The organism is Martinezella tropici, from assembly GCF_003287875.1.
Lineage (GTDB): Bacteria > Pseudomonadota > Alphaproteobacteria > Rhizobiales > Rhizobiaceae > Rhizobium > Rhizobium tropici_C.
The window spans coordinates 25,868-43,736 of sequence record NZ_QMKK01000011.1 but is presented as its reverse complement, the minus strand read 5'-3'; the positions used below and the strand labels follow the sequence as shown (position 1 = coordinate 43,736).

At 60.8% G+C, this 17,869-nt stretch carries 16 protein-coding genes and 1 pseudogene; 6 read left to right on the top strand and 11 right to left on the bottom strand.

Features of this window, described 5'->3' with window-relative positions; translation table 11 throughout:
- Positions 1-92 precede the first annotated feature (92 nt).
- The 5 genes from DQ393_RS33735 to bfr all read left to right on the top strand — a co-directional run bounded on the left by DQ393_RS33735 (position 93) and on the right by bfr (position 6,923).
- The gene (locus DQ393_RS33735; RefSeq protein ID WP_245430221.1) at positions 93-1,088 is read left to right on the top strand and encodes an ImuA family protein; all 996 of its coding nucleotides are present in this window, start codon (positions 93-95) and stop codon (positions 1,086-1,088) included.
- Between the two features lie 40 nt (positions 1,089-1,128).
- Entirely contained in the window at positions 1,129-2,556 is a 1,428-nt protein-coding gene (locus tag DQ393_RS00355) for a Y-family DNA polymerase (protein WP_245430225.1), read from the top strand.
- Complete coding sequence (locus DQ393_RS00350) at positions 2,553-6,020, top strand: error-prone DNA polymerase (protein WP_181592257.1); 3,468 nt, start codon at positions 2,553-2,555, stop codon at positions 6,018-6,020. Before DQ393_RS00355 ends, DQ393_RS00350 begins: the two co-directional genes overlap by 4 nt.
- 140 nt (positions 6,021-6,160) lie before the next feature.
- Entirely contained in the window at positions 6,161-6,472 is a 312-nt protein-coding gene (locus tag DQ393_RS00345) for a (2Fe-2S)-binding protein (protein ID WP_112339845.1), read from the top strand.
- Positions 6,438-6,923 (top strand): bacterioferritin, encoded by a 486-nt coding sequence (bfr, locus tag DQ393_RS00340; RefSeq protein ID WP_069611399.1) that lies wholly within the window; start codon positions 6,438-6,440, stop codon positions 6,921-6,923. Before DQ393_RS00345 ends, bfr begins: the two co-directional genes overlap by 35 nt.
- Positions 6,924-6,970: 47 nt before the next feature.
- On the opposite strand, the gene DQ393_RS00335 is transcribed toward bfr, so the two are convergent.
- The 7 genes and pseudogenes from DQ393_RS00335 to DQ393_RS00305 all read right to left on the bottom strand — a co-directional run bounded on the left by DQ393_RS00335 (position 6,971) and on the right by DQ393_RS00305 (position 13,379).
- Positions 6,971-7,510, bottom strand: coding sequence for an RNA pyrophosphohydrolase (locus DQ393_RS00335; protein WP_112339844.1), 540 nt, complete (start codon positions 7,508-7,510; stop codon positions 6,971-6,973).
- Between the two features lie 15 nt (positions 7,511-7,525).
- On the bottom strand, positions 7,526-8,710 hold the full coding sequence (locus tag DQ393_RS00330; protein ID WP_112339843.1) for a divergent polysaccharide deacetylase family protein: 1,185 nt from the start codon (positions 8,708-8,710) through the stop codon (positions 7,526-7,528).
- A 218-nt stretch (positions 8,711-8,928) separates the two neighbouring features.
- A complete protein-coding gene (locus DQ393_RS00325) occupies positions 8,929-10,257 on the bottom strand; it encodes a S41 family peptidase (RefSeq protein WP_112339842.1) in 1,329 nt (442 codons plus the stop codon).
- Positions 10,247-11,686 (bottom strand): murein hydrolase activator EnvC family protein, encoded by a 1,440-nt coding sequence (locus tag DQ393_RS00320; protein WP_245430220.1) that lies wholly within the window; start codon positions 11,684-11,686, stop codon positions 10,247-10,249. Before DQ393_RS00320 ends, DQ393_RS00325 begins: the two co-directional genes overlap by 11 nt.
- Positions 11,687-11,875: 189 nt before the next feature.
- Positions 11,876-12,358 (bottom strand): 23S rRNA (pseudouridine(1915)-N(3))-methyltransferase RlmH, encoded by a 483-nt coding sequence (rlmH, locus tag DQ393_RS00315; RefSeq protein WP_112339840.1) that lies wholly within the window; start codon positions 12,356-12,358, stop codon positions 11,876-11,878.
- A 115-nt stretch (positions 12,359-12,473) separates the two neighbouring features.
- A pseudogene (rsfS, locus tag DQ393_RS00310) lies at positions 12,474-12,916 on the bottom strand (ribosome silencing factor).
- Between the two features lie 163 nt (positions 12,917-13,079).
- Entirely contained in the window at positions 13,080-13,379 is a 300-nt protein-coding gene (locus DQ393_RS00305; RefSeq protein WP_112339838.1) for a DUF1330 domain-containing protein, read from the bottom strand.
- Positions 13,380-13,673: 294 nt separating this feature from the next.
- Between DQ393_RS00305 and DQ393_RS00295 the strand changes: the two genes are divergently transcribed.
- Complete coding sequence (locus tag DQ393_RS00295; RefSeq protein WP_112339836.1) at positions 13,674-14,057, top strand: winged helix-turn-helix domain-containing protein; 384 nt, start codon at positions 13,674-13,676, stop codon at positions 14,055-14,057.
- On the opposite strand, the gene modC is transcribed toward DQ393_RS00295, so the two are convergent.
- From modC to DQ393_RS00275, 4 genes are all read right to left on the bottom strand, one after another.
- Positions 14,058-15,131, bottom strand: coding sequence for a molybdenum ABC transporter ATP-binding protein (gene modC, locus DQ393_RS00290; protein ID WP_112339835.1), 1,074 nt, complete (start codon positions 15,129-15,131; stop codon positions 14,058-14,060).
- Positions 15,128-15,829 (bottom strand): molybdate ABC transporter permease subunit, encoded by a 702-nt coding sequence (modB, locus tag DQ393_RS00285; RefSeq protein ID WP_112339834.1) that lies wholly within the window; start codon positions 15,827-15,829, stop codon positions 15,128-15,130. Before modB ends, modC begins: the two co-directional genes overlap by 4 nt.
- A gap of 89 nt (positions 15,830-15,918) precedes the next feature.
- Entirely contained in the window at positions 15,919-16,716 is a 798-nt protein-coding gene (gene modA, locus DQ393_RS00280) for a molybdate ABC transporter substrate-binding protein (protein ID WP_112339833.1), read from the bottom strand.
- 570 nt (positions 16,717-17,286) lie between these two features.
- Positions 17,287-17,868, bottom strand: a complete 582-nt coding sequence (locus DQ393_RS00275) for a nicotinate-nucleotide adenylyltransferase (RefSeq protein WP_245430224.1) — start codon at positions 17,866-17,868, stop codon at positions 17,287-17,289.
- Between the last annotated feature and the right edge of the window lies 1 nt (position 17,869).

The window sequence follows — 17,869 nt, the reverse complement described above, 5'->3', positions numbered from 1 at the left end:
AATATTTTCTCATGAAATGGTGTTGACTCTTTTCGCAAGCTCTGGAATCCATAAGAACATAACAGGAACATTATCGATCTGGAGTGAACGTCATGGCCGAGGCCGCCGTGGCGCGGGAAACGCTTTTTGCCCTGCGTGAAACCATTGCCAGACTGGAAGGCAGGCCGATTCCGGCACTGGCAGCGGCGGCGCATGAGATGCTGGCGGCCAAGCCGGCCATGGAATCGGCAGGTATTGCGAAACCTCTACCTGTCCAGCCAGGGTCTGCTCAGCCTAAGCCGGCTCAGCCGTTTCTTGCGACCGGCGTCGACGATCTCGATGTTGGCCTGCAAGGCGGCCTGCCGCTCGATGCGCTAACGGAAATCCGTTCGCTCGGCCTGCGCGATGCGGGGGCCGCGAGCGGCTTTACCCTTGCGCTTGCCGCGCGGCTTCACGCGCAAACGTCGGATACGGCCGTGGCCAAGTCTCCAATCCTGTGGATCGGCGATACGGTCGCCACGATGGAGGCGGGCCTGCCCTATGTCATCGGCATCCGGGATTTCGGCTTGGAACCTGAGGCTTTCCTGCAGGCGTCGCCGCGCAAGCTGGACGATGCGCTCTGGGTGGCGGAAGCAGCCCTTGGCAGTGCGGCCTTTGCCGTCGTCATTCTGGAAGTGCGCGGCAATCCCGCCCGTTTCGGCCTAACCGAAAGCCGGCGGCTGGCGCTGAGGGCCAAGGCGGCGGGGCGGCCCTTATTTCTGTTGCGACAGGGAGGCGAGGAGGAGGCAAGCAGCGCCCTCTTCCGCTTTTCGGTCGAACCCGCGCCGGCGCTGGCGCGACCCCTGCCGGACGGATCGGTGCTTGGCGGCAGCATCGGTCATCCGGCCTTTCGTCTGACCTTGGAAAAGAGCCGAAATCCGGCGCCCCTTTCCATAACCCTGGAGTGGAATGCCCATGACCGCCGCTTTGCCCCTATCCTCGACACTCAACGCCCCGCCTTTCCCGGCGAACACGCAGCGCATTCTGGCGCTGACCTTTCCGCATCTGCCGACCGACCGCATCGCGCGCAAGCGATGGGGTCTGTCTTGGCGTTCGACAGGCAGGCTTGAAGCGCCGCCGCTCGCCTGCGCCGGCAAGCTCAACAATGCCATGCGGCTGACCGCCCTTAACGAGCGCGCGGAGATGATCGGCCTGAAGCAGGGTCAGGGTGTGGCCGAGGCAAAGGCGATCTGTCCCGATCTCGATGTCGTCGAGGAGGACCTCGCCGCGGATCGCAAGCTTTTGGAAGCGATTGCCGACTGGTGTGACCGCTATACGCCGCTGGTGGCGATCGACGGCAAGGATGGCCTTTTTCTCGATATTACCGGCTGCGCCCATCTTTTCGGAGGCGAAGAGGCACTCCTCGAGGACATCCTGATCCGGATTTCCCGGCTCGGTCTCGATGTGCGCGGCGCCATTTCCTCCGCGCCCGGCCTGTCCTGGGCGGTTGCTCGTTTCGACGATAGCCGTGTCGTTCCTTCGGAAGCCATGGAGGAAGCCTTGGCGCCACTGCCTGTGGCGTCTCTGAGGCTCGGTGAAGAGACCATTGCCGCGTTGCAGAAGCTGGGATTGAAGCAGGTGGGCGACCTTCTGGCCGCGCCGCGGGCGCCGCTTGTCCGCCGGTTCGGCGCGCAGCTGCTGCTGCGGCTCGATCAGGCCGTCGGCCTCGTCGAGGAGCCGATCTCGCCGCGCCGTCCAGTCGCGCAATTATCGGCCGAGCGGCGGCTGGCCGAGCCGGTGCAGGCGGAAGCCGATATTCTCCAGCTTGCCCGCCAGCTTGCCGAAAGCCTGAAGTCGGGGCTGGAAGCCCGCGGCATTGGCGGTCGTTCCTTCGAGCTCCTGCTCTTCCGTGTGGATGGTGCGGTCTTCCGCATCGCGGCCGGCGCGTCGCAGCCGCTGCGGGAGCCGAGCAGGATCGCCAGCCTGTTCACGGAGCGCTTTGGCGCCATTCATGACGATCTCGATGTCGGCTATGGTTTCGAAATCATCCGCCTCAATGTGCTGCAGCATGCGCCCTTCGATGCCATGCAAGGTGATTTCGTCGGAGAAGGCCGCCAGGAAGGGTCGCTTGCCGCCTTTGTCGATCGCGTGGCCGCCCGGCTCGGACCGGACTGCCTGCAAGGATTCGAGCTGCGGCAGAGCCATATCCCCGAACGAGCCGTGCGGCCACTGCCGGCCATGACTATCCTCGCATCGAGGCGGCGGGCAGGTCAGGAGGATGCCGGCCACGGCTTCTTCCGCGGCGAGCGGCCGCTGCGGCTGCTTCGCATGCCGGAACTAGTCGAAACCATTGCTGCCGAAGTGCCTGACGGCCCTCCCCGGCAGTTCCGCTGGCGGCGGGTCATGCATCGGGTCAGCCGGGCCGAAGGGCCGGAGCGGCTTTCGGCGGAATGGTGGCTTGAGGAAAAGGAAGAACCTGTCCGCGATTACTTCCAGATCGAAGATGAAGAAGGTCATCGTTTCTGGCTGTTCCGCAAGGGGCTCTATGGCCGAGGCAGCACGACGCCGGACTGGTATATGCATGGGGTCTTCGCATGAATGCGCGCCCGAGCTTTCACGAACCCATGCCCTTCTTCGAGATCGGTGTGAGAACGAATTTCTCCTTTCTCGAAGGTGCCTCGCATCCGGAGGAAATGGTGGCGCAGGCCGCCATCCTGAAACTGTCGGGGTTTGGGATTGCCGACCGCAATTCGGTTGCCGGCGTCGTCAAGGCGCATGCGCATACCAAGGTTCTCTGGGAAAAATATAAGGAAGGCATTGAGAAAAATCTGACGCTTCGAGCCAAGGGCGAGCCAGAAAAGCCGCTTCTGAAGCCGGTCCCTTTCCAGCCGGGCGCCCGCCTCGTGTTTTCAGACGGCACCCCCGACATTCTTGCCTATCCGGAAAATCGCAAGGGCTGGGCGCATCTCTGCCGATTGCTGAGCGCCGGTAATCTGCGCGGCGAAAAAGGCATATGCATCCTTAATGAAAGCGACCTCGTAGAATGGGGTGACGAGATGATGCTGGCGCTCGTTCCCGATGCTGAAAGTGTCGAGGCGCCGGAGGAGCAGGCAAGGCTGGAACAATGTCTGAAGCGGCTCTGGATGCGCTTCGGCCGGAAGTTCCACATGGTCCTGTCGCCAGCCTATGACGGGCGGGACCGCATGGTCTTCGCGACGCTTTCCATCCTGGCGCAGCGCAATGGCGTGCGGCTGATCGCCAGCAACCAGCCACTCTATCATGCGACCGAACGCAAGCCGCTTGCCGATATCGTCGTTTCGATCCGTGAGCATGTACCGATCGCCGAGGCCGGCTTCAGGCTGGCGGCGAACGCCGAACGCTACATGAAGGACGCTGCCGAGATGGCGCGACTCTTCAGAGATTATCCGAAGGCTATCGCCAATACGCAGAAGTTTTTTAGCCGGCTGTCTTTCTCATTGGATGAGCTGAAACATAACTATCCCGACGAAAGCACCAAGGGCGAAACCGTTGCGGAAACGCTGAAGCGACTGACCTGGGAGGGCGCCAGATGGCGCTTTCCTGGAGGGATTCCTCCGAAGGTTTCGACGCAGATCGAACATGAACTCAAACTCATCCGGGAGCGGCAATATGAGCCTTATTTCCTGACGGTGCATCGCATCATGGAGTTTGCCCGCAGTGCGAATATCCTGTGTCAGGGGCGCGGATCGGCGGCCAATTCGACGGTCTGCTATTGCCTCCGGATTACCGAGGTCAATCCGGAAATAACAAGCTTGCTTTTTGAGCGCTTCATCTCGACGGAGCGCGAGGAACCGCCCGATATCGATGTCGATTTCGAGCACGAGAAGCGGGAAGAGGTGATCCAGTTCATCTACAGGCATTACAAAAAGGAGCATGCCGGGCTGACGGCGGCGGTCACTAGCTATCGGGCGCGCTCGGCTGGCCGTGAAGTGGCGAAAGCCTTCGGTCTGTCGGAGGATGTGCAGTCCGCCCTTGCCAGCGGTGTCTGGGGCTGGTCGACGGAAGAACTGTCCGAGCGTGAGGCGAAGATTGCCGGCCTCGATCTTACAAACAAGACGACGCAGAACGTCCTTTCCTATGCCTCGACGCTAATGGGGTTTCCGCGGCATCTGACCCAGCATGTCGGCGGCTTCGTCATCACCCGGGATCGGCTGGATGAGGTCGTGCCGATCATGCATACGGCGATGGACGATCGCTATATGATCGAGTGGAACAAGGACGATCTCGACAATCTCAACATCTTGAAGATCGACGTGCTCGCGCTTGGTATGCTGACCTGCCTTGCCAAGGCCTTCGACCTGCTGCTGCTGCATTACGACGTGAAGAAGCAGCTCTCCGACCTTGGCAGCGGTGAATACCCCGACCGGTTCCCGGTCTATGACATGATCTGTCGTGCCGATACGATCGGCGTCTTTCAGATCGAAAGTCGGGCACAGATGAGCATGTTGCCGCGTCTTCGGCCCCGCAAGTTCTATGATCTGGTCATCGAGGTAGCGATCGTCCGTCCCGGCCCCATTCAAGGAGACATGGTTCATCCTTACCTCAAGCGGCGGGATGACGATCTTCACAAGCGGCCGATCGAATATCATCGTCCGGAGTTGAAGGCTGTTCTGGAGCGAACTTTGGGGGTTCCGCTGTTTCAGGAACAGGCGATGCAGATCGCCATCACCGCAGCCGGATTTTCGCCCGCCAAGGCCGATCGGCTGCGCCGATCCATGGCGACGTTCAAGCGAACGGGGAGGGTCGATGAATTCAAGAAGGATCTGGTTTCGGGCATGGTCGCGAATGGCTATCCTCAGGACTTTGCCGAACGCTGTTTCAGCCAGATCGAAGGTTTCGGCGAGTATGGCTTTCCCGAAAGCCATGCGGCCTCCTTCGCTCTGCTCGTCTACGCCTCCTCCTGGCTCAAGGCCTATTATCCCGATGTCTTCTGTGCGGCGATCCTCAATGCCCAGCCGATGGGCTTCTATGCCCCGGCGCAGTTGGTGCGTGACGCACGCGAGCATGGCGTCGAGGTGCGGCCGGTGGATATCAATCGTTCCAGCTGGGATTGCCTGCTCGAGCGGGGACGCTTCGATAAGGATGCGGTCGAGCCGCGCCATGCGTCGATGCGCGGGATCATCAAGACGCAATGTGCCGTCCGCCTCGGCTTCCGGCAGGTCAAAGGCCTATCCGAGGAGGAGATGCAGCAGCTCGTCGAGCGTCGTGGTGATGGCTATCGGTCCGTGCGCGATCTCTGGCTGCGCTCCGGTCTTGCAAAGGCGCAGATCGAGCGTCTGGCGGATGCGGATGCGTTCGGCTCGATCGGCTTGAGCCGACGGGAGGCGCTATGGGCCGTGCGGGCCCTCGATGCCGGAAGTGCCGCCGAAAAGCTTCCCCTCTTCGATCTCGGCGATCATGCGGAGCTGCAGGTCGAGCCGGCGGTTGCGCTGCCGGAAATGCTGCCCGGCGAGCAGGTCATCGAAGATTATCGCTATCTGTCGCTGTCGCTGAAAGCACATCCGGTTTCATTCCTGCGCGCCGATTTCGCGCGGCAGGGCATCGTGCAAAGCCGGGATCTGCCAAAGGTGGCGAATGGGCAGATGGTGACGATCGCGGGCCTGGTGCTGGTGCGCCAGCGGCCGGGTTCGGCCAAGGGGGTGATCTTCATGACCTTGGAGGATGAGACCGGTGTCGCCAATGCGATCGTCTGGCGGAAAAAATTCGAGAAATACCGCGCCATCGTCATGGGCGCGCGGCTGGTGAAGATCCGTGGCCGGCTGCAGAGCGAGAGCGGCGTCATCCACGTGGTGGTCGATCATATCGAGGATATGACGCCGGCGCTCGGCATTCTTCAGCGCGAGGCACGGCGTTTCGGCGTCAGCGATCGGGCGGATGAGGCGCTGCGGCCGACTATGGACCACCGACGAAAGGAGAAGTCCCCTATGCTGCCAGGTGGAACCGCTGCCGGGACAGCGGCGGACGACCGCAGCAACGGTGCCGAAACGGCCAGAGTCATGCCGCGAGGTCGTAATTTCCATTGAGATTCCGGCCTTCGCATGCCAGGCGAAAGGTCAATGGCCTCATCGACGGATGAATTCGAATCGTTTCTTTCTTGACAAAGGGCGTCTTCTTTAGCAGATAACAAGACAGCGGATGTCATGTTTGACGGGCTGAACGAAGAATGCTGGTTTGCAGTTGTAATTACATCACCGACAAGGAAATCAGGGACGTCATCACTGAACTCCTCGATCAGGACTGTTGGCAGCTCATCGTTCCCGCCAAGGTTTATCACGCTATGGAAAAGCGCGGCCGTTGCTGCGGCTGTTTCCCAAATGTCGTTGATATCATTATACAGACAACCGAGGATTATCATGCCCGTCGCCACTCGACGGAAGCGGAAATATTTGATTTCATGTCCCGCCTGAAAAAATTCCATGAAGACAACAGGAGAGCGGACATTGAAAGGCGACAAAAAAGTCATCGAGCGGCTTAACGAGGCGCTGTTTCTCGAGCTTGGTGCAGTCAATCAATATTGGGTTCATTATCGACTCCTCGAAGACTGGGGCTACACCAAACTCGCCAAAAAGGAGCGCGCAGAATCCATAGAGGAAATGCAGCACGCCGATCGCCTCGTTGCCCGCATCATCTTCCTCGAAGGTCATCCCAACCTGCAGACGCTGGCGCCGCTGCGCATCGGCCAGAATGTCAAGGAAGTGCTGGAAGCCGATCTCGCTGGCGAATACGACGCCCGCACGGCCTACAAGAAATCCCGCGACATCTGTCACGATGCCGGCGACTATGTTTCGATGAAGCTGTTCGAAGAGCTCTTGGCGGACGAGGAAGGCCATATCGATTTCCTGGAAACCCAGCTCGAACTCCTCGGGAAGATCGGCGAAGCCAAATATGGCCAGCTCAACGCCGACTCCGCCGATTCCGCAGAATAGCTGACGCTTTGCAGAACCGGCCGCTTTCGCGGCCGGTTCTCTTGTAATCAGTCCTCGGCTTTCAGGCCCGCGAGATGGCTGAATTCCGAGACGACCCGCTCATAGACCGATCGCTTGAAGGCGACGATGAGTTCGGGTAGCGCCTCCATTGGCTTCCACTCCCATGCATCGAATTCCGGCTCATGGCCGCCCGGCGGCGGGTTGATGGCGATCTCGCTTTCGTCGCCATCGAATCGGAAAGCAAACCAGCGCTGCGTCTGGCCGCGGTATTTTCCCCTGAGGCCGATGCCGATCAGCTGCGGCGGCAGATCGTAGTTGATCCAGTCTTTCGCCTCCGCCAGCAGGGTCACGGTTTTCATACCCGTTTCCTCGTAGAGCTCGCGATAGGCGGCTTTCAATGGATCTTCGCCCTCGTCTATTCCCCCCTGCGGCATCTGCCAAAGCTGCGGCGAGCCGTCGTATTCGGAATTGCCGTCGGGAATGCGGCGCCCGGCCCAGACCAGACCATCCCGGTTCAGGATCATGACGCCGACACAGGGGCGGTAGGGCAGGTCTTCAGCTCTCACGGGCGCGTGGGGCGTGCTCATCTTTCTCTCCAGCGATCAGGGATGTTTCGGGTCTTCGGCAAGCGCCGAGACAGCAACGATTTCTATGCCGCGCATGGCGGCTTCCTCACTCCATTTGCCGATGGCGTCGACGCTTTCATCGAAGGCGGAGGCAACGCCGATCGCCGAACCGTTGCGGCGCGCAATGCGCTCCAGCTCATCGAGCTTCTTCAGGATCGCATCCTGCTGCAGCTCTCCATCGAGCTGGATATCGGCAAAGGCATGCGGCACTTCCAGCGTTTTCGACAGCATTCCGGATTTCGATTGTGCCGATGAGCCATCATCGAAGAACAGCAGGCCGCGTTTGCCGATGTCGCGCAGCACCGGTTCCAGCGCATTGGGATTGGCAAGGAAGCGGCCGCCGAGATAGTTCATGACGCCGGTATAATTGGTGATCTTGCCCATTGCCTTATGCAGGTTGTCGATATTCTTCGCCGACGACAGCGAGGTCAGCAGCGTATCCGGGCCGGGATTGTTGCTGGGATAATCAAAGGGCTCGAAGGGCACCTGGATAAGGATCTCGTGGCCGCCGCGCCTTGCTTCCTGCATCCAGCGCTGCAGGCTGTTGCCGCTGGCGGCAAAGGCGAGCGTGATTTCCTCCGGCAGCTTTTCGATGGCGCGCTGGGTGCCCGTCTGGCTGAGGCCGAGGCCGCTGACGACGATGGCGATGCGCGTGCCGCGGGTACCGGACCAGGGTCGCGCATATTGATCCATCGGTCTAAGCCCGCTCGGCGCGGTGATCGGCAGCTTGCCGAAGGGCGAATCCTCCAGCAGGCTTTCGTTCGGCGTTGCCGCCATGCGCGGATCCTGGCCCACCTGATTGGCGTTGATCAAGACCGGGCCGCTTCCGTCGCGATTGCCGGGGCTGAACATGGTGACGACCGAACCGTCGTCGGTGACGACACGCGTCGTATTGGCGCCGGATTGCGGATCGACCTGGGTCAGGGTCGATTGGCCGTTCGGCGTCGCCTTGGTCTCGGCTTGCGGCGCTGGCTCTTCCTTCTTTGCGGTCTCGATCGGCCGGGTTTTCTGAAGCTCGTCGCGCTGCAGCGCGGAATAGAGGGAGAAACAGGCAATCGCGATCAGACAGAAGCTGCCGAGAATGCGCCCAAAGGGTGGAAGACGCCGCTGGCGGCCGGGGCGGCGATTCTGTCCCAACGGTGCATGCAGATCCGTTCCCAAAGTTCCTATCCACCTCAAGCGGAAAACTGTATCGGCGCCGGGCACTCTCTCCCCCGCAGCCGAGCGGCAAGATGCCCGCAACACTCAAAGTTCCAAAACGTGAACAAAGCTGTTTTGAACAAGGCCGATGTCATCCGGCCAAGGGGAGCGGACCAACGCAAATGCTGCTCCCTCCTTCGTGAAAGCGCCGGGTCTGTTTCCAGCCCGGCGCCATCCCCTTACTTGGAGGAAACTGCCTTTTCCGGGTTCGGCGGGAAGGCCGGATCGGTCTTGGCGCCGCGCAGAAGGTCGAGCGCATAGTTGAGCTGGAGATCGTCCTTCGGGTCCGGCGGCACATAGGCCGAAGAGCCGGAGCCCTTGTCGGTTTCGCTCTGGCCCTTGATGTGGCCCGGCAGGCTGGATTCGCCTTCCGTCGTCAGCTTGCCCTTAAGGTCATCCGGCAGCGGCTGGTCGACCTTGATGTCAGGTGTGATGCCGGTGCCCTGAATCGAACGGCCCGAGGGCGTATAGTAGAGTGCCGTCGTCAGGCGCAGCGCGCCGTTGCCGTCGCCGAGCGGAATGATCGTCTGGACAGAGCCCTTGCCGAAGGACTGCGTGCCGAGGACGGTGGCGCGACGCAGATCCTGCAAGGCGCCTGCGACGATTTCCGAAGCGGAAGCCGAACCGCCGTTGGTGAGCACGATGATCGGCTTACCGTCGGTCAGATCGCCGGGAGTGGCGTTGAAGCGGCGGGTTTCGTCCGGATTGCGGCCGCGCGTGGAAACGATCTCGCCACGCTCGAGCACGTCGTCAGCGACATTGATCGCCTGGTCGAGCAAGCCGCCCGGGTTGAGACGCAGGTCGAGCACATAGCCCTTTAGCTTGTCGGCCGGAATATCCTTCTTGATCTTCGCGATCGCGGCTTCGAGATCCGGCGTTGTCTTTTCCGTAAATGAGATGATGCGGATATAGCCCACATCGCCGCCTTCCTCGCGCGACTTGACGGCGGCGACGGCGATGACGTCACGAACAACGGTGAGTTCGATCGGCTTGTCGACGCCCTTGCGCATCAAGGTGAGCTTAATCGGCGTCTTGACCGGGCCGCGCATTTTCTCGACGGCGTCTTCCAGCTTCAGGCCGCGAACGGACTGGCCATCGATCGCGGTGATGTAGTCGCCGGCAAGAACGCCGGCCTTGGCGGCGGGCGTGTCGTCGATCGGAGTGATGACCTTGACGAGGTCGTTGTCCATCGTCACTTCGATGCCGAGACCGCCGAATTCACCCTTGGTCTGGGTGCGCATGTCTTCGGCATCCTTAGCATTCATATAGCTCGAATGCGGGTCCAGAGAGGTCAGCATGCCGTTGATGGCGGCTTCGATGAGCTTGTCTTCCTGCGGCGGCGTCACATACTGCGCGCGCACGCGCTCAAAGACGTCGCCGAAAATCGACAACTCCTTATAGGTGGAAGTGCCAGCGGCTTCCGCCGGCGCTACCGCCGAGTAGATAACGCCCATCGCGGTCGCACCCATCAATGCGCCGACGAGAACAAGAGAAGCCCTACGTATCATTGCGTGCCTTTCCAGTGTCTTTGGAGGTCCACCAGGGCCGGGAATCGACTGGTTTTCCATCTTTTCGGAATTCAATGTAAAGCGTTGGCCGATCCGTTTCCAGCGCCAATGCGGTCGCGCTCGCGACTCTTTTTTGGCCCATCGTGGCGAGCGGCTCGCCGGCGAAGACAAATCTGCCTGGGCGCGTCTTGATCGCGTCCATTCCCGACAGCACCATGTGGTAACCGTCACCCGTATCCAGGATGATCATCTGACCGTAGCTGCGAAACGCGCCGGCATAGACAACCGTGCCATCGGCAGGAGCCGTGACGAGTGCTTCCGGACCTGTCGCAATGGTCAATCCCATCGCCGTATGACCGGTACCGTCGTCGTCGCCGAACTGGCGGAGGGTATCGCCCGCCACGGGCAGCTCCAACTTCTGTTTAAGGTCCGAGAAGGGATATGCGGGCGTAATGCGGTTTTTATCGGGCACACCGTTCTCGGCCAGGGCTTTCGCCTGCTCGCGCTGCTGTTCGGTCATTTGCGCCCGGCGCGCCTCTTCCGCACGCGCGGCAGCAGCAGCGTCGCGTACCGAGCCGATCTGGCTTTCCAGCGAGGCGACGAGTCCTTCCAGGCTGGTTGCCTGGCTCGCCAGTTCCTCGGCGCGCTTGCGCTCGGCGCCGAGCTGGGCGGCATTCTCCTTGCTGTGCTTGTCGTTTTCGGCAATCAGCAGATCCATGCGCCGCTCCTCCTCCAGACTGTTGGTCATGGTGGCGGTGAAGCTCGCCTTTTCGGCGGCCGTGTCGGCATGCAGCTTGCTGAGATCCGTGAGATCGGCGATGAGCTTGTCCGTCTCCTTGCGCATACCGGGCACGACGGCGCCGAGGAGAATGGCGCTGCGCACCGAGGCGAGCGCATCGTCCGGCGTCACCAGCAACGCTGGCGGCGGGTTGCGGCCCATGCGCTCGAGAGCGCCCAGCACTTCGGCCAGCAGGGCGCGGCGGTCATGCAGGGAAGCGCGGATCTTGCCTTCCTTGACGGCAAGGCCCGTCAGCGTCTTCTCGCTCTGCTGGATCTTGCGGTCGAGTTCCTTGCGGCGGGCGGCGCTGTCGATCAGCGCCTGGCGCAGGCTGTCGGTACTCTTGTCGAGAGAGGCGATGCTGTCTTCCAGCTCTTTCGTCTTGCCGGAGGAGAGATTGATCGTCTTCGACAGTTCATCCAGCTGAGCGCGGGTTTCGTCGCGCTTGCGAGCGAGATCCGCTGCCGGGTCGGGCGCTTCTTGCGCTGGCGGCACCGATGCGGTCGTCGCGGCGCGATCATCTGGCGCCTGGGGTGCAGTGCTATCGGCCTCCTGTGCCACGGCCGCGCTCAGCAAAGGGAAAGGGGCGGTCATATAGACGCCCACACCGAGACATGCCGCCAAGGGTGGCAGCAGAAGACGGGAAAGCATGGGCTGGGCTTTTCTCATCCAGTCGATTCGGGCCTGGTCCCTTCGGATCGCGTGAAAATAGGCTGATTTGCCGCGATCAGCTAGGAAGCATCGTCATTTTCAGGGCGAGAATCAAAACACGCCTCTGTGAGCGTTTCGTTAACGCAAAAAGCCCGAAAGCCAAACTGTTTTCGAAACGGGATGGGACGGTTACACCCTGTGGTAGGGATGGCCGGAGAGGATGGTGACGGCGCGGTAGAGCTGCTCGGCGATCAGGATGCGGACCAGCTGGTGCGGCCATGTCAGCTTGCCGAGGCAAATGGTCAGATCGGCCTTGTCGTAAAGGGACGGGTCGAGGCCGTCGGCGCCGCCGATGGCGATCGTCAGGTCGCGCTTGCCCTGATCTCGGTATGTCCCGAGCATAGCGGCGAAGGCTTCGCTGTCGAGCGCCTTGCCGCGTTCGTCGAGGAGAATGAGGACGCCGCCTTCCGGATGGGCCTTTTGCAAGAGACCCGCCTCTTCGCGCTTGCGGGTCTCGCTATTGGAAGCGCGGCTTTCGGCAACCTCGGTCATGCGCGCCAATTCCAGGCCGATCGCCGGTCCGGCCTTGGCGAAACGGTCGAGATAGCGAGCCGCAAGATCCTTTTCCGGGCCGGCTTTCAGCCGTCCCACCGCAAAAAGACCTATCCGCATTCCCGCTCCCAAGCCTATCCGCCGTCATGGCGGCACAAAACGAAACTCCTGCCGGAAGCTCATGTCCGGCGATGTAAAGCTGCCAACCGGGGCCGGGAAAGCGTTCCGGGGTCGGTTAGTGCAGCGTGCCTTCGTCGAGATCGGGTGCTGCCCACATCTTTTCGATGTTGTAGAACTCACGGATCTCGGGTCGGAAGACATGAACGATGATGTCGCCGGTGTCGATCAACACCCAGTCGCCGCCATCAAGACCCTCGACGCGGGCAGTGCCGAAGCCCTCGTCCTTAAGATCGGTCATGAGATGGTCGGCAATCGCCAGGACATGGCGGTTCGATCGGCCGGAGACGACGACCATGTAGTCTCCAAGCGCGGATTTGCCAGCAATGTCGATGGTGACGATATTCTCGGCCTTGGAATCCTCGAGGCTTGCGAGGACGGCTTGCAGGGCGCGGGCAGCGGCATCGGCGCCACGTTCCGAGCTCTTCGGGATAACGACAGGCGTTCTTCCCTTGGCGTGTACTGTTGTCAGTGCTCTTCCTTCCTTGAGTAACAGAACATGCACGGAGGTGATCTGAGTCGATCACCTCGTAAAGATAGGCATCAAAGCATTAAGGTTTCAAGACGCCAAAGGCCATCTTGGGGCGTTCAGGACAAGGATTTGTGTCCGACTAGGGCTCTTTCGCACCAGATATGGGTAAATATTCGCGCCGCGGGCCAAAAATCAAGCTTCCGGGCTCACGCCGTCGACAAGAAGGAGATTGCGGGTGAGGGCCCTGTCGCGGATGTCGAGCGCGGTTGCGTATTCCGGCGAGCGATACCAGGCTTTGGCCTGCTCGATGTCGGGAAACTCCACGATGACGAGGGCTCGCGGCGACCAGTTGCCCTCCAGTTGTTCGATTGGACCGCCGCGGACCAGATAGCGGCCGCCATAATGGGCTATGGAGGCGGCAGCGCGGGTCCGGTAGGCCTCGAAAGCTTCGGCATCCCTCGCCGTGACGTCGGAGATGATATAAGCCGGCATAGTGTCTCCCTCCCACGCGAAGCCGAATTCCCGCGCAATCCCGCTCGGGCCTCGGTTTCCATGTGGACGCGTCTTTTATATTGGAGATCAGATAGGCCGGTGTCGCCGCTCGTCCATTCCCGCCGGCATATACAGGCAGGCGGAGGCCGCGCCACCGCCGCTGTGGGTTTCAGCTCGAATTGACCTGAAATCTGAATCCGCGCTAGCATCAAATAGATAGAGCATGATGTTATCCGAAAATCGCTTACAGTTTTCGGCATCGTGTTCCCGGTAAACCAAACCGTTACAGATGCCATGACAAATGCTCCGCAACCGCCCTTGAAGCCTATTCTCCGGATCAGTTTTTCGGGGCAGGATCGGCTCGGGCGCGGCAAGATGGAGCTTCTCGAACATATACAGGAGACCGGCTCGATCTCGGCCGCCGGCCGCGCCATGGATATGTCCTACCGCCGGGCCTGGCTGCTCATCAGCGAATTGAACCATATGTTCCGCGAGCCTGTGGTGGAGTCGCAGCGCGGTGGGCAGAAGGGCGGCGGCGCGGCCCTGACGCCGTTCGGCGAGGAGTTGCTGCAGCGTTTCCGTGGCATGGAAACGACGCTGCGGGCAGCAATAGCCGACGATCTCAACTGGCTCGAGGCCAATCGCAACCCCGCTAAGGCTTCCCAGGAAAAATCCTGATCAATGTTCGAGCGCCACGGTCTTGATAACAGCATGGATCGGTAGGCCGATGCGTAATCCCAGCCGCTCGGCGGAGAATTGCGTGATGCGTGCAAGCACCGCGTCGCCGCCGCAATCGATCCTGATCTCCGCCGTTCCGTCCGCGGCCGCACCGATCCCCAGCACTTCGCCGTCGAGGATATTGAGGGCGCTGAGACCTTCTGGCCGCGTTGTCGCCAGCATGACGTCGCGGGCGGGGATATGGACGCGCACGGTCTTGCCGATAGCGACGGCCTGACCCGGCACCACCAGTTTCGCCGTCTTCAGGGCAATAACGGTCAGATGATGCTGGTCGTCCACCGACTCCACGCGGCCTTCCAGCAGTACACCGGCTTCGCGGCGATCGGCCGCCAGCGGGCCGGACAGCTGGCTGAAAATATCGACGGCGGCGCCGATCGTCTCGACCTTGCCATCACGCATGACGACGACGCGGCTGGCGAGGCGTGCCACCTCGGCCATCGAGTGACTGACATAGATGATCGGGATCTTCGTCTCGTCGCGCAGCCGCTCGAGATAGGGCAGGATTTCCGCCTTGCGGGCTTCGTCGAGGGCGGCAAGCGGCTCGTCCATCAATAGGAGGCGCGGCGAGGAAAGCAGGGCGCGCCCGATCGCGACGCGCTGCTTCTCGCCGCCGGAAAGTTTTGCTGGCCGGCGATCGAGAAGAGCACTGATGCCAAGGAGATCGACGACGCCGTCAAAGCTTTCACCGCGCTCGCTTTTGGGCGCAAACCAACGGCCGTAATTGAGGTTCTGTCGTACCGAAAGATGCGGAAACAGGCGTGCTTCCTGAAAGACATAGCCGAAGCGGCGGTGGTGACGCGGCACGAAGACCTGCCTGCTGGTGTCGGCAAGTACGGTATCGTCGAGGCTGACATGGCCGTGATCAGGGCGCGTGAGGCCGGCAATGATGCGGACGATCGACGTCTTGCCGGAGCCGGAGCGGCCAAAAAGGGCCGTCACGCCGCCATCGGACGTGAAGGCAGCCTCCAGCGAAAAGGCGCCGAGGCGGTGGCGGATATCGACCGAAAGCGTCATTCGAAATCCACCCTCCGTCCGGCGAGATAGGCAAGGAATTCAGAAGCGAGCAGCGCTGCCATGGAAATGACGATGGCGACGATGGTGAGCCGCATGGCGCCGGCATCGCCGCCCGGAACCTGGGTGAAGGTATAAATGGCAGACGATAGCGTCTGCGTCTCGCCGGGAATATTGGAGACGAAGGTGATGGTGGCGCCGAACTCGCCCATGGCCTTGGCGAAGGAGAGAATCATGCCGGCGATGATCCCGGGCAGGATCAAGGGCAGGGTGACCGTCAGAAAGGTCCATATGGGGCTGGCGCCCAATGTGCCGGCGGCTTCCTCCAGCTTGCGGTCGACGGCTTCGATCGACAGGCGGATGCTTCGGACCATCAGCGGGAAGCCCATGACGCCGCAGGCAAGTGCGGCACCCGTCCAGCGGAAGGAGAAAACGATACCGAGATATTGATCAAGCAAAGATCCGATCGGCCCCTTGCGGCCGAAGAGGATGAGGAGGATGAAGCCAGTAACGACGGGCGGCAGGATCAGCGGCAGATGGATGATGCCATTGAGGACCGATTTGCCCCAGAACCGACCGCGTGCGAGCAGGAGTGCGGCGACAATGCCGAAGGGCAGGCTGACCAGCATGGCGACGATGGAAACCCGCAAGCTCAGCTCTATCGCCGTCCATTCGTCGCTGCTCAGACCCAACGCTTCCAAATACCCGCCCCCTTAAACATCTCAGGCTCGCCACGAGCCTGCGAGCCTGATGGCTTGAACTTTTCATGCCTGACTTGCGGTGATGACGCTCACTGCTTCAGGATCGTGAAGCCCTCGTGCTCGAAGAATGGTCCAGCCTTAGCCGATTTCACAAAGTCGAAATAGGCTTGTACATCCGCGTTCTTGCTGCTGCTGGTGATGGCGATCGGATAGACGATCGGCGGGTGGCTGTCGGCCGGGAAGGTGCCGACGACGGCAACGCCCGGATCGGCCGAGACATCGGTCTGATAGACGATGCCGTAAGGCGCTTCGCCGCGCGAAACCAGTGCGAGGGCGGCGCGCACGCTTTCGGCGCCGGCGATCTTCTTTTCGACGGAAGCCCAGATGCCAAGTTTTTCCAGCGCCGTCTTGCCGTATTTGCCAGCCGGCACCGATTCCGGTTGGCCGATCGCTAGGCGGCCGTCGCCGAGCAGGCCGGCCAGGTCCAAGCCCTGCTTGATTTCGACGGGCTTCACCTTGTCCTTGGCGGCAACGAGGACGAGCTTGTTACCAAGAAGGTTGACGCGGCTATCGTCCTTGATCAGCTTCTTGCTGGCAACATAATCCATCCAGTTTGTGTCGGCGGAGATGAAGACATCGGCCGGTGCGCCGTTTTCAAGCTGTTTGGCGAGCGGGCCACTTGCCGCATAGGAGACGGTGACTTCCTTGCCGGTTTCCTTGGTGAAGGCGGCGTCGGCATTATCAAGTGCGTTTTTCATGCTAGCGGCGGCAAAAACCACGATCTTGTCGGCGGCGAATGCCGGCACAGGCGCGCTCGAGAGGCCCAGCCACGCGGCGGAAAGGGCGGCGGTTGCAAGCTTGATCCATCGGCGTCGGCTGGTGGCCATTTTATTCTCTCCAAAGATATCGACATATTTTGAGAGATATAACGACACGCGAGACTTGACTAGGGATGTATTTACAAAAATACATCGCGAAGCGATCGTGTAACCCTACGAATTCTATGGATTTTCCGTGGCGCAGCGCATACGAACGATCTTGGGCATTACAAAAATGCATGACTGGATTTGCCCAGTGGATTGGCGAACGCTCACGAAGCGAGACTTAACGTTACGAAACGTGGGGTCCCGTGCCATTCTTTCGCCGAATTAAGTTCGACAATGAAAATCAAATCCTGAAAAATTTGGAAAAGAAGCGTTTTTTGGGCAGAAAATTTTCAGAGACATGCGTCTGTTGCATTGCTGCATTGCGCAATCGGCCATTTATATATCGGTAAAATCTGCTAAAACATAATCATCGAAACGGCAATCTCCTCCTCCCAATGCCGTTCGATATGGATCAGCAACTCTCCTCCTCCCAGTTGCTGATCAGGTTCAAAAGCCCGACGCACCTCCTCCCGCGTCGGGCTTTTTATTTTTAAACTCTTCCTAAAAATTTTGGCCAGGAATTTGGATCGATTATTGTGCGTCGCGTAGGGCTGTCGAGCTGAGCGCCGAGCGCGGTCCGTGAATGAAGGTCCAGGCCGGCGCCCGCTTCTTCCAGAGCACGCGGGCGTCATCCTCGTCGACGCGCGCGTAATGGAAGGTCTTGGCCATCTTGGCCGAGAGATAGGATAGCGTCGATCCCGGCCGGTCAATGACGGCGATCGGGAAGGTGCGGGCGATTTCCTGCCATTTCTGCCAGCGGTGAAACGTATTCAGGCTGTCGGCACCCATGATCCAGATGAAGTGGACATGACTGTTGCGTGCCTTCACATGCGCCAACGTGTTGGCGGTGTAGCTCATGCCCAGCGTCTGCTCGAAGGCGGTCACCTTGATGCGCGGGTCGTGGAGAAGCCGTTCGCTGAGCGTGATACGTTCGGCGAGCGGCGCCAGATGATTGCGGCTCTTAAGCGGGTTGCCCGGCGTCACCATCCACCAGAGCTGATCGAGGCCCAGCCTTCGGATGGCGATCTCGGCCACGAGTGCGTGGCCTTCATGCGGCGGATTGAAGGATCCCCCGAAAAGACCGACCACCATGCCGCGCTCGGCATGGGGCATG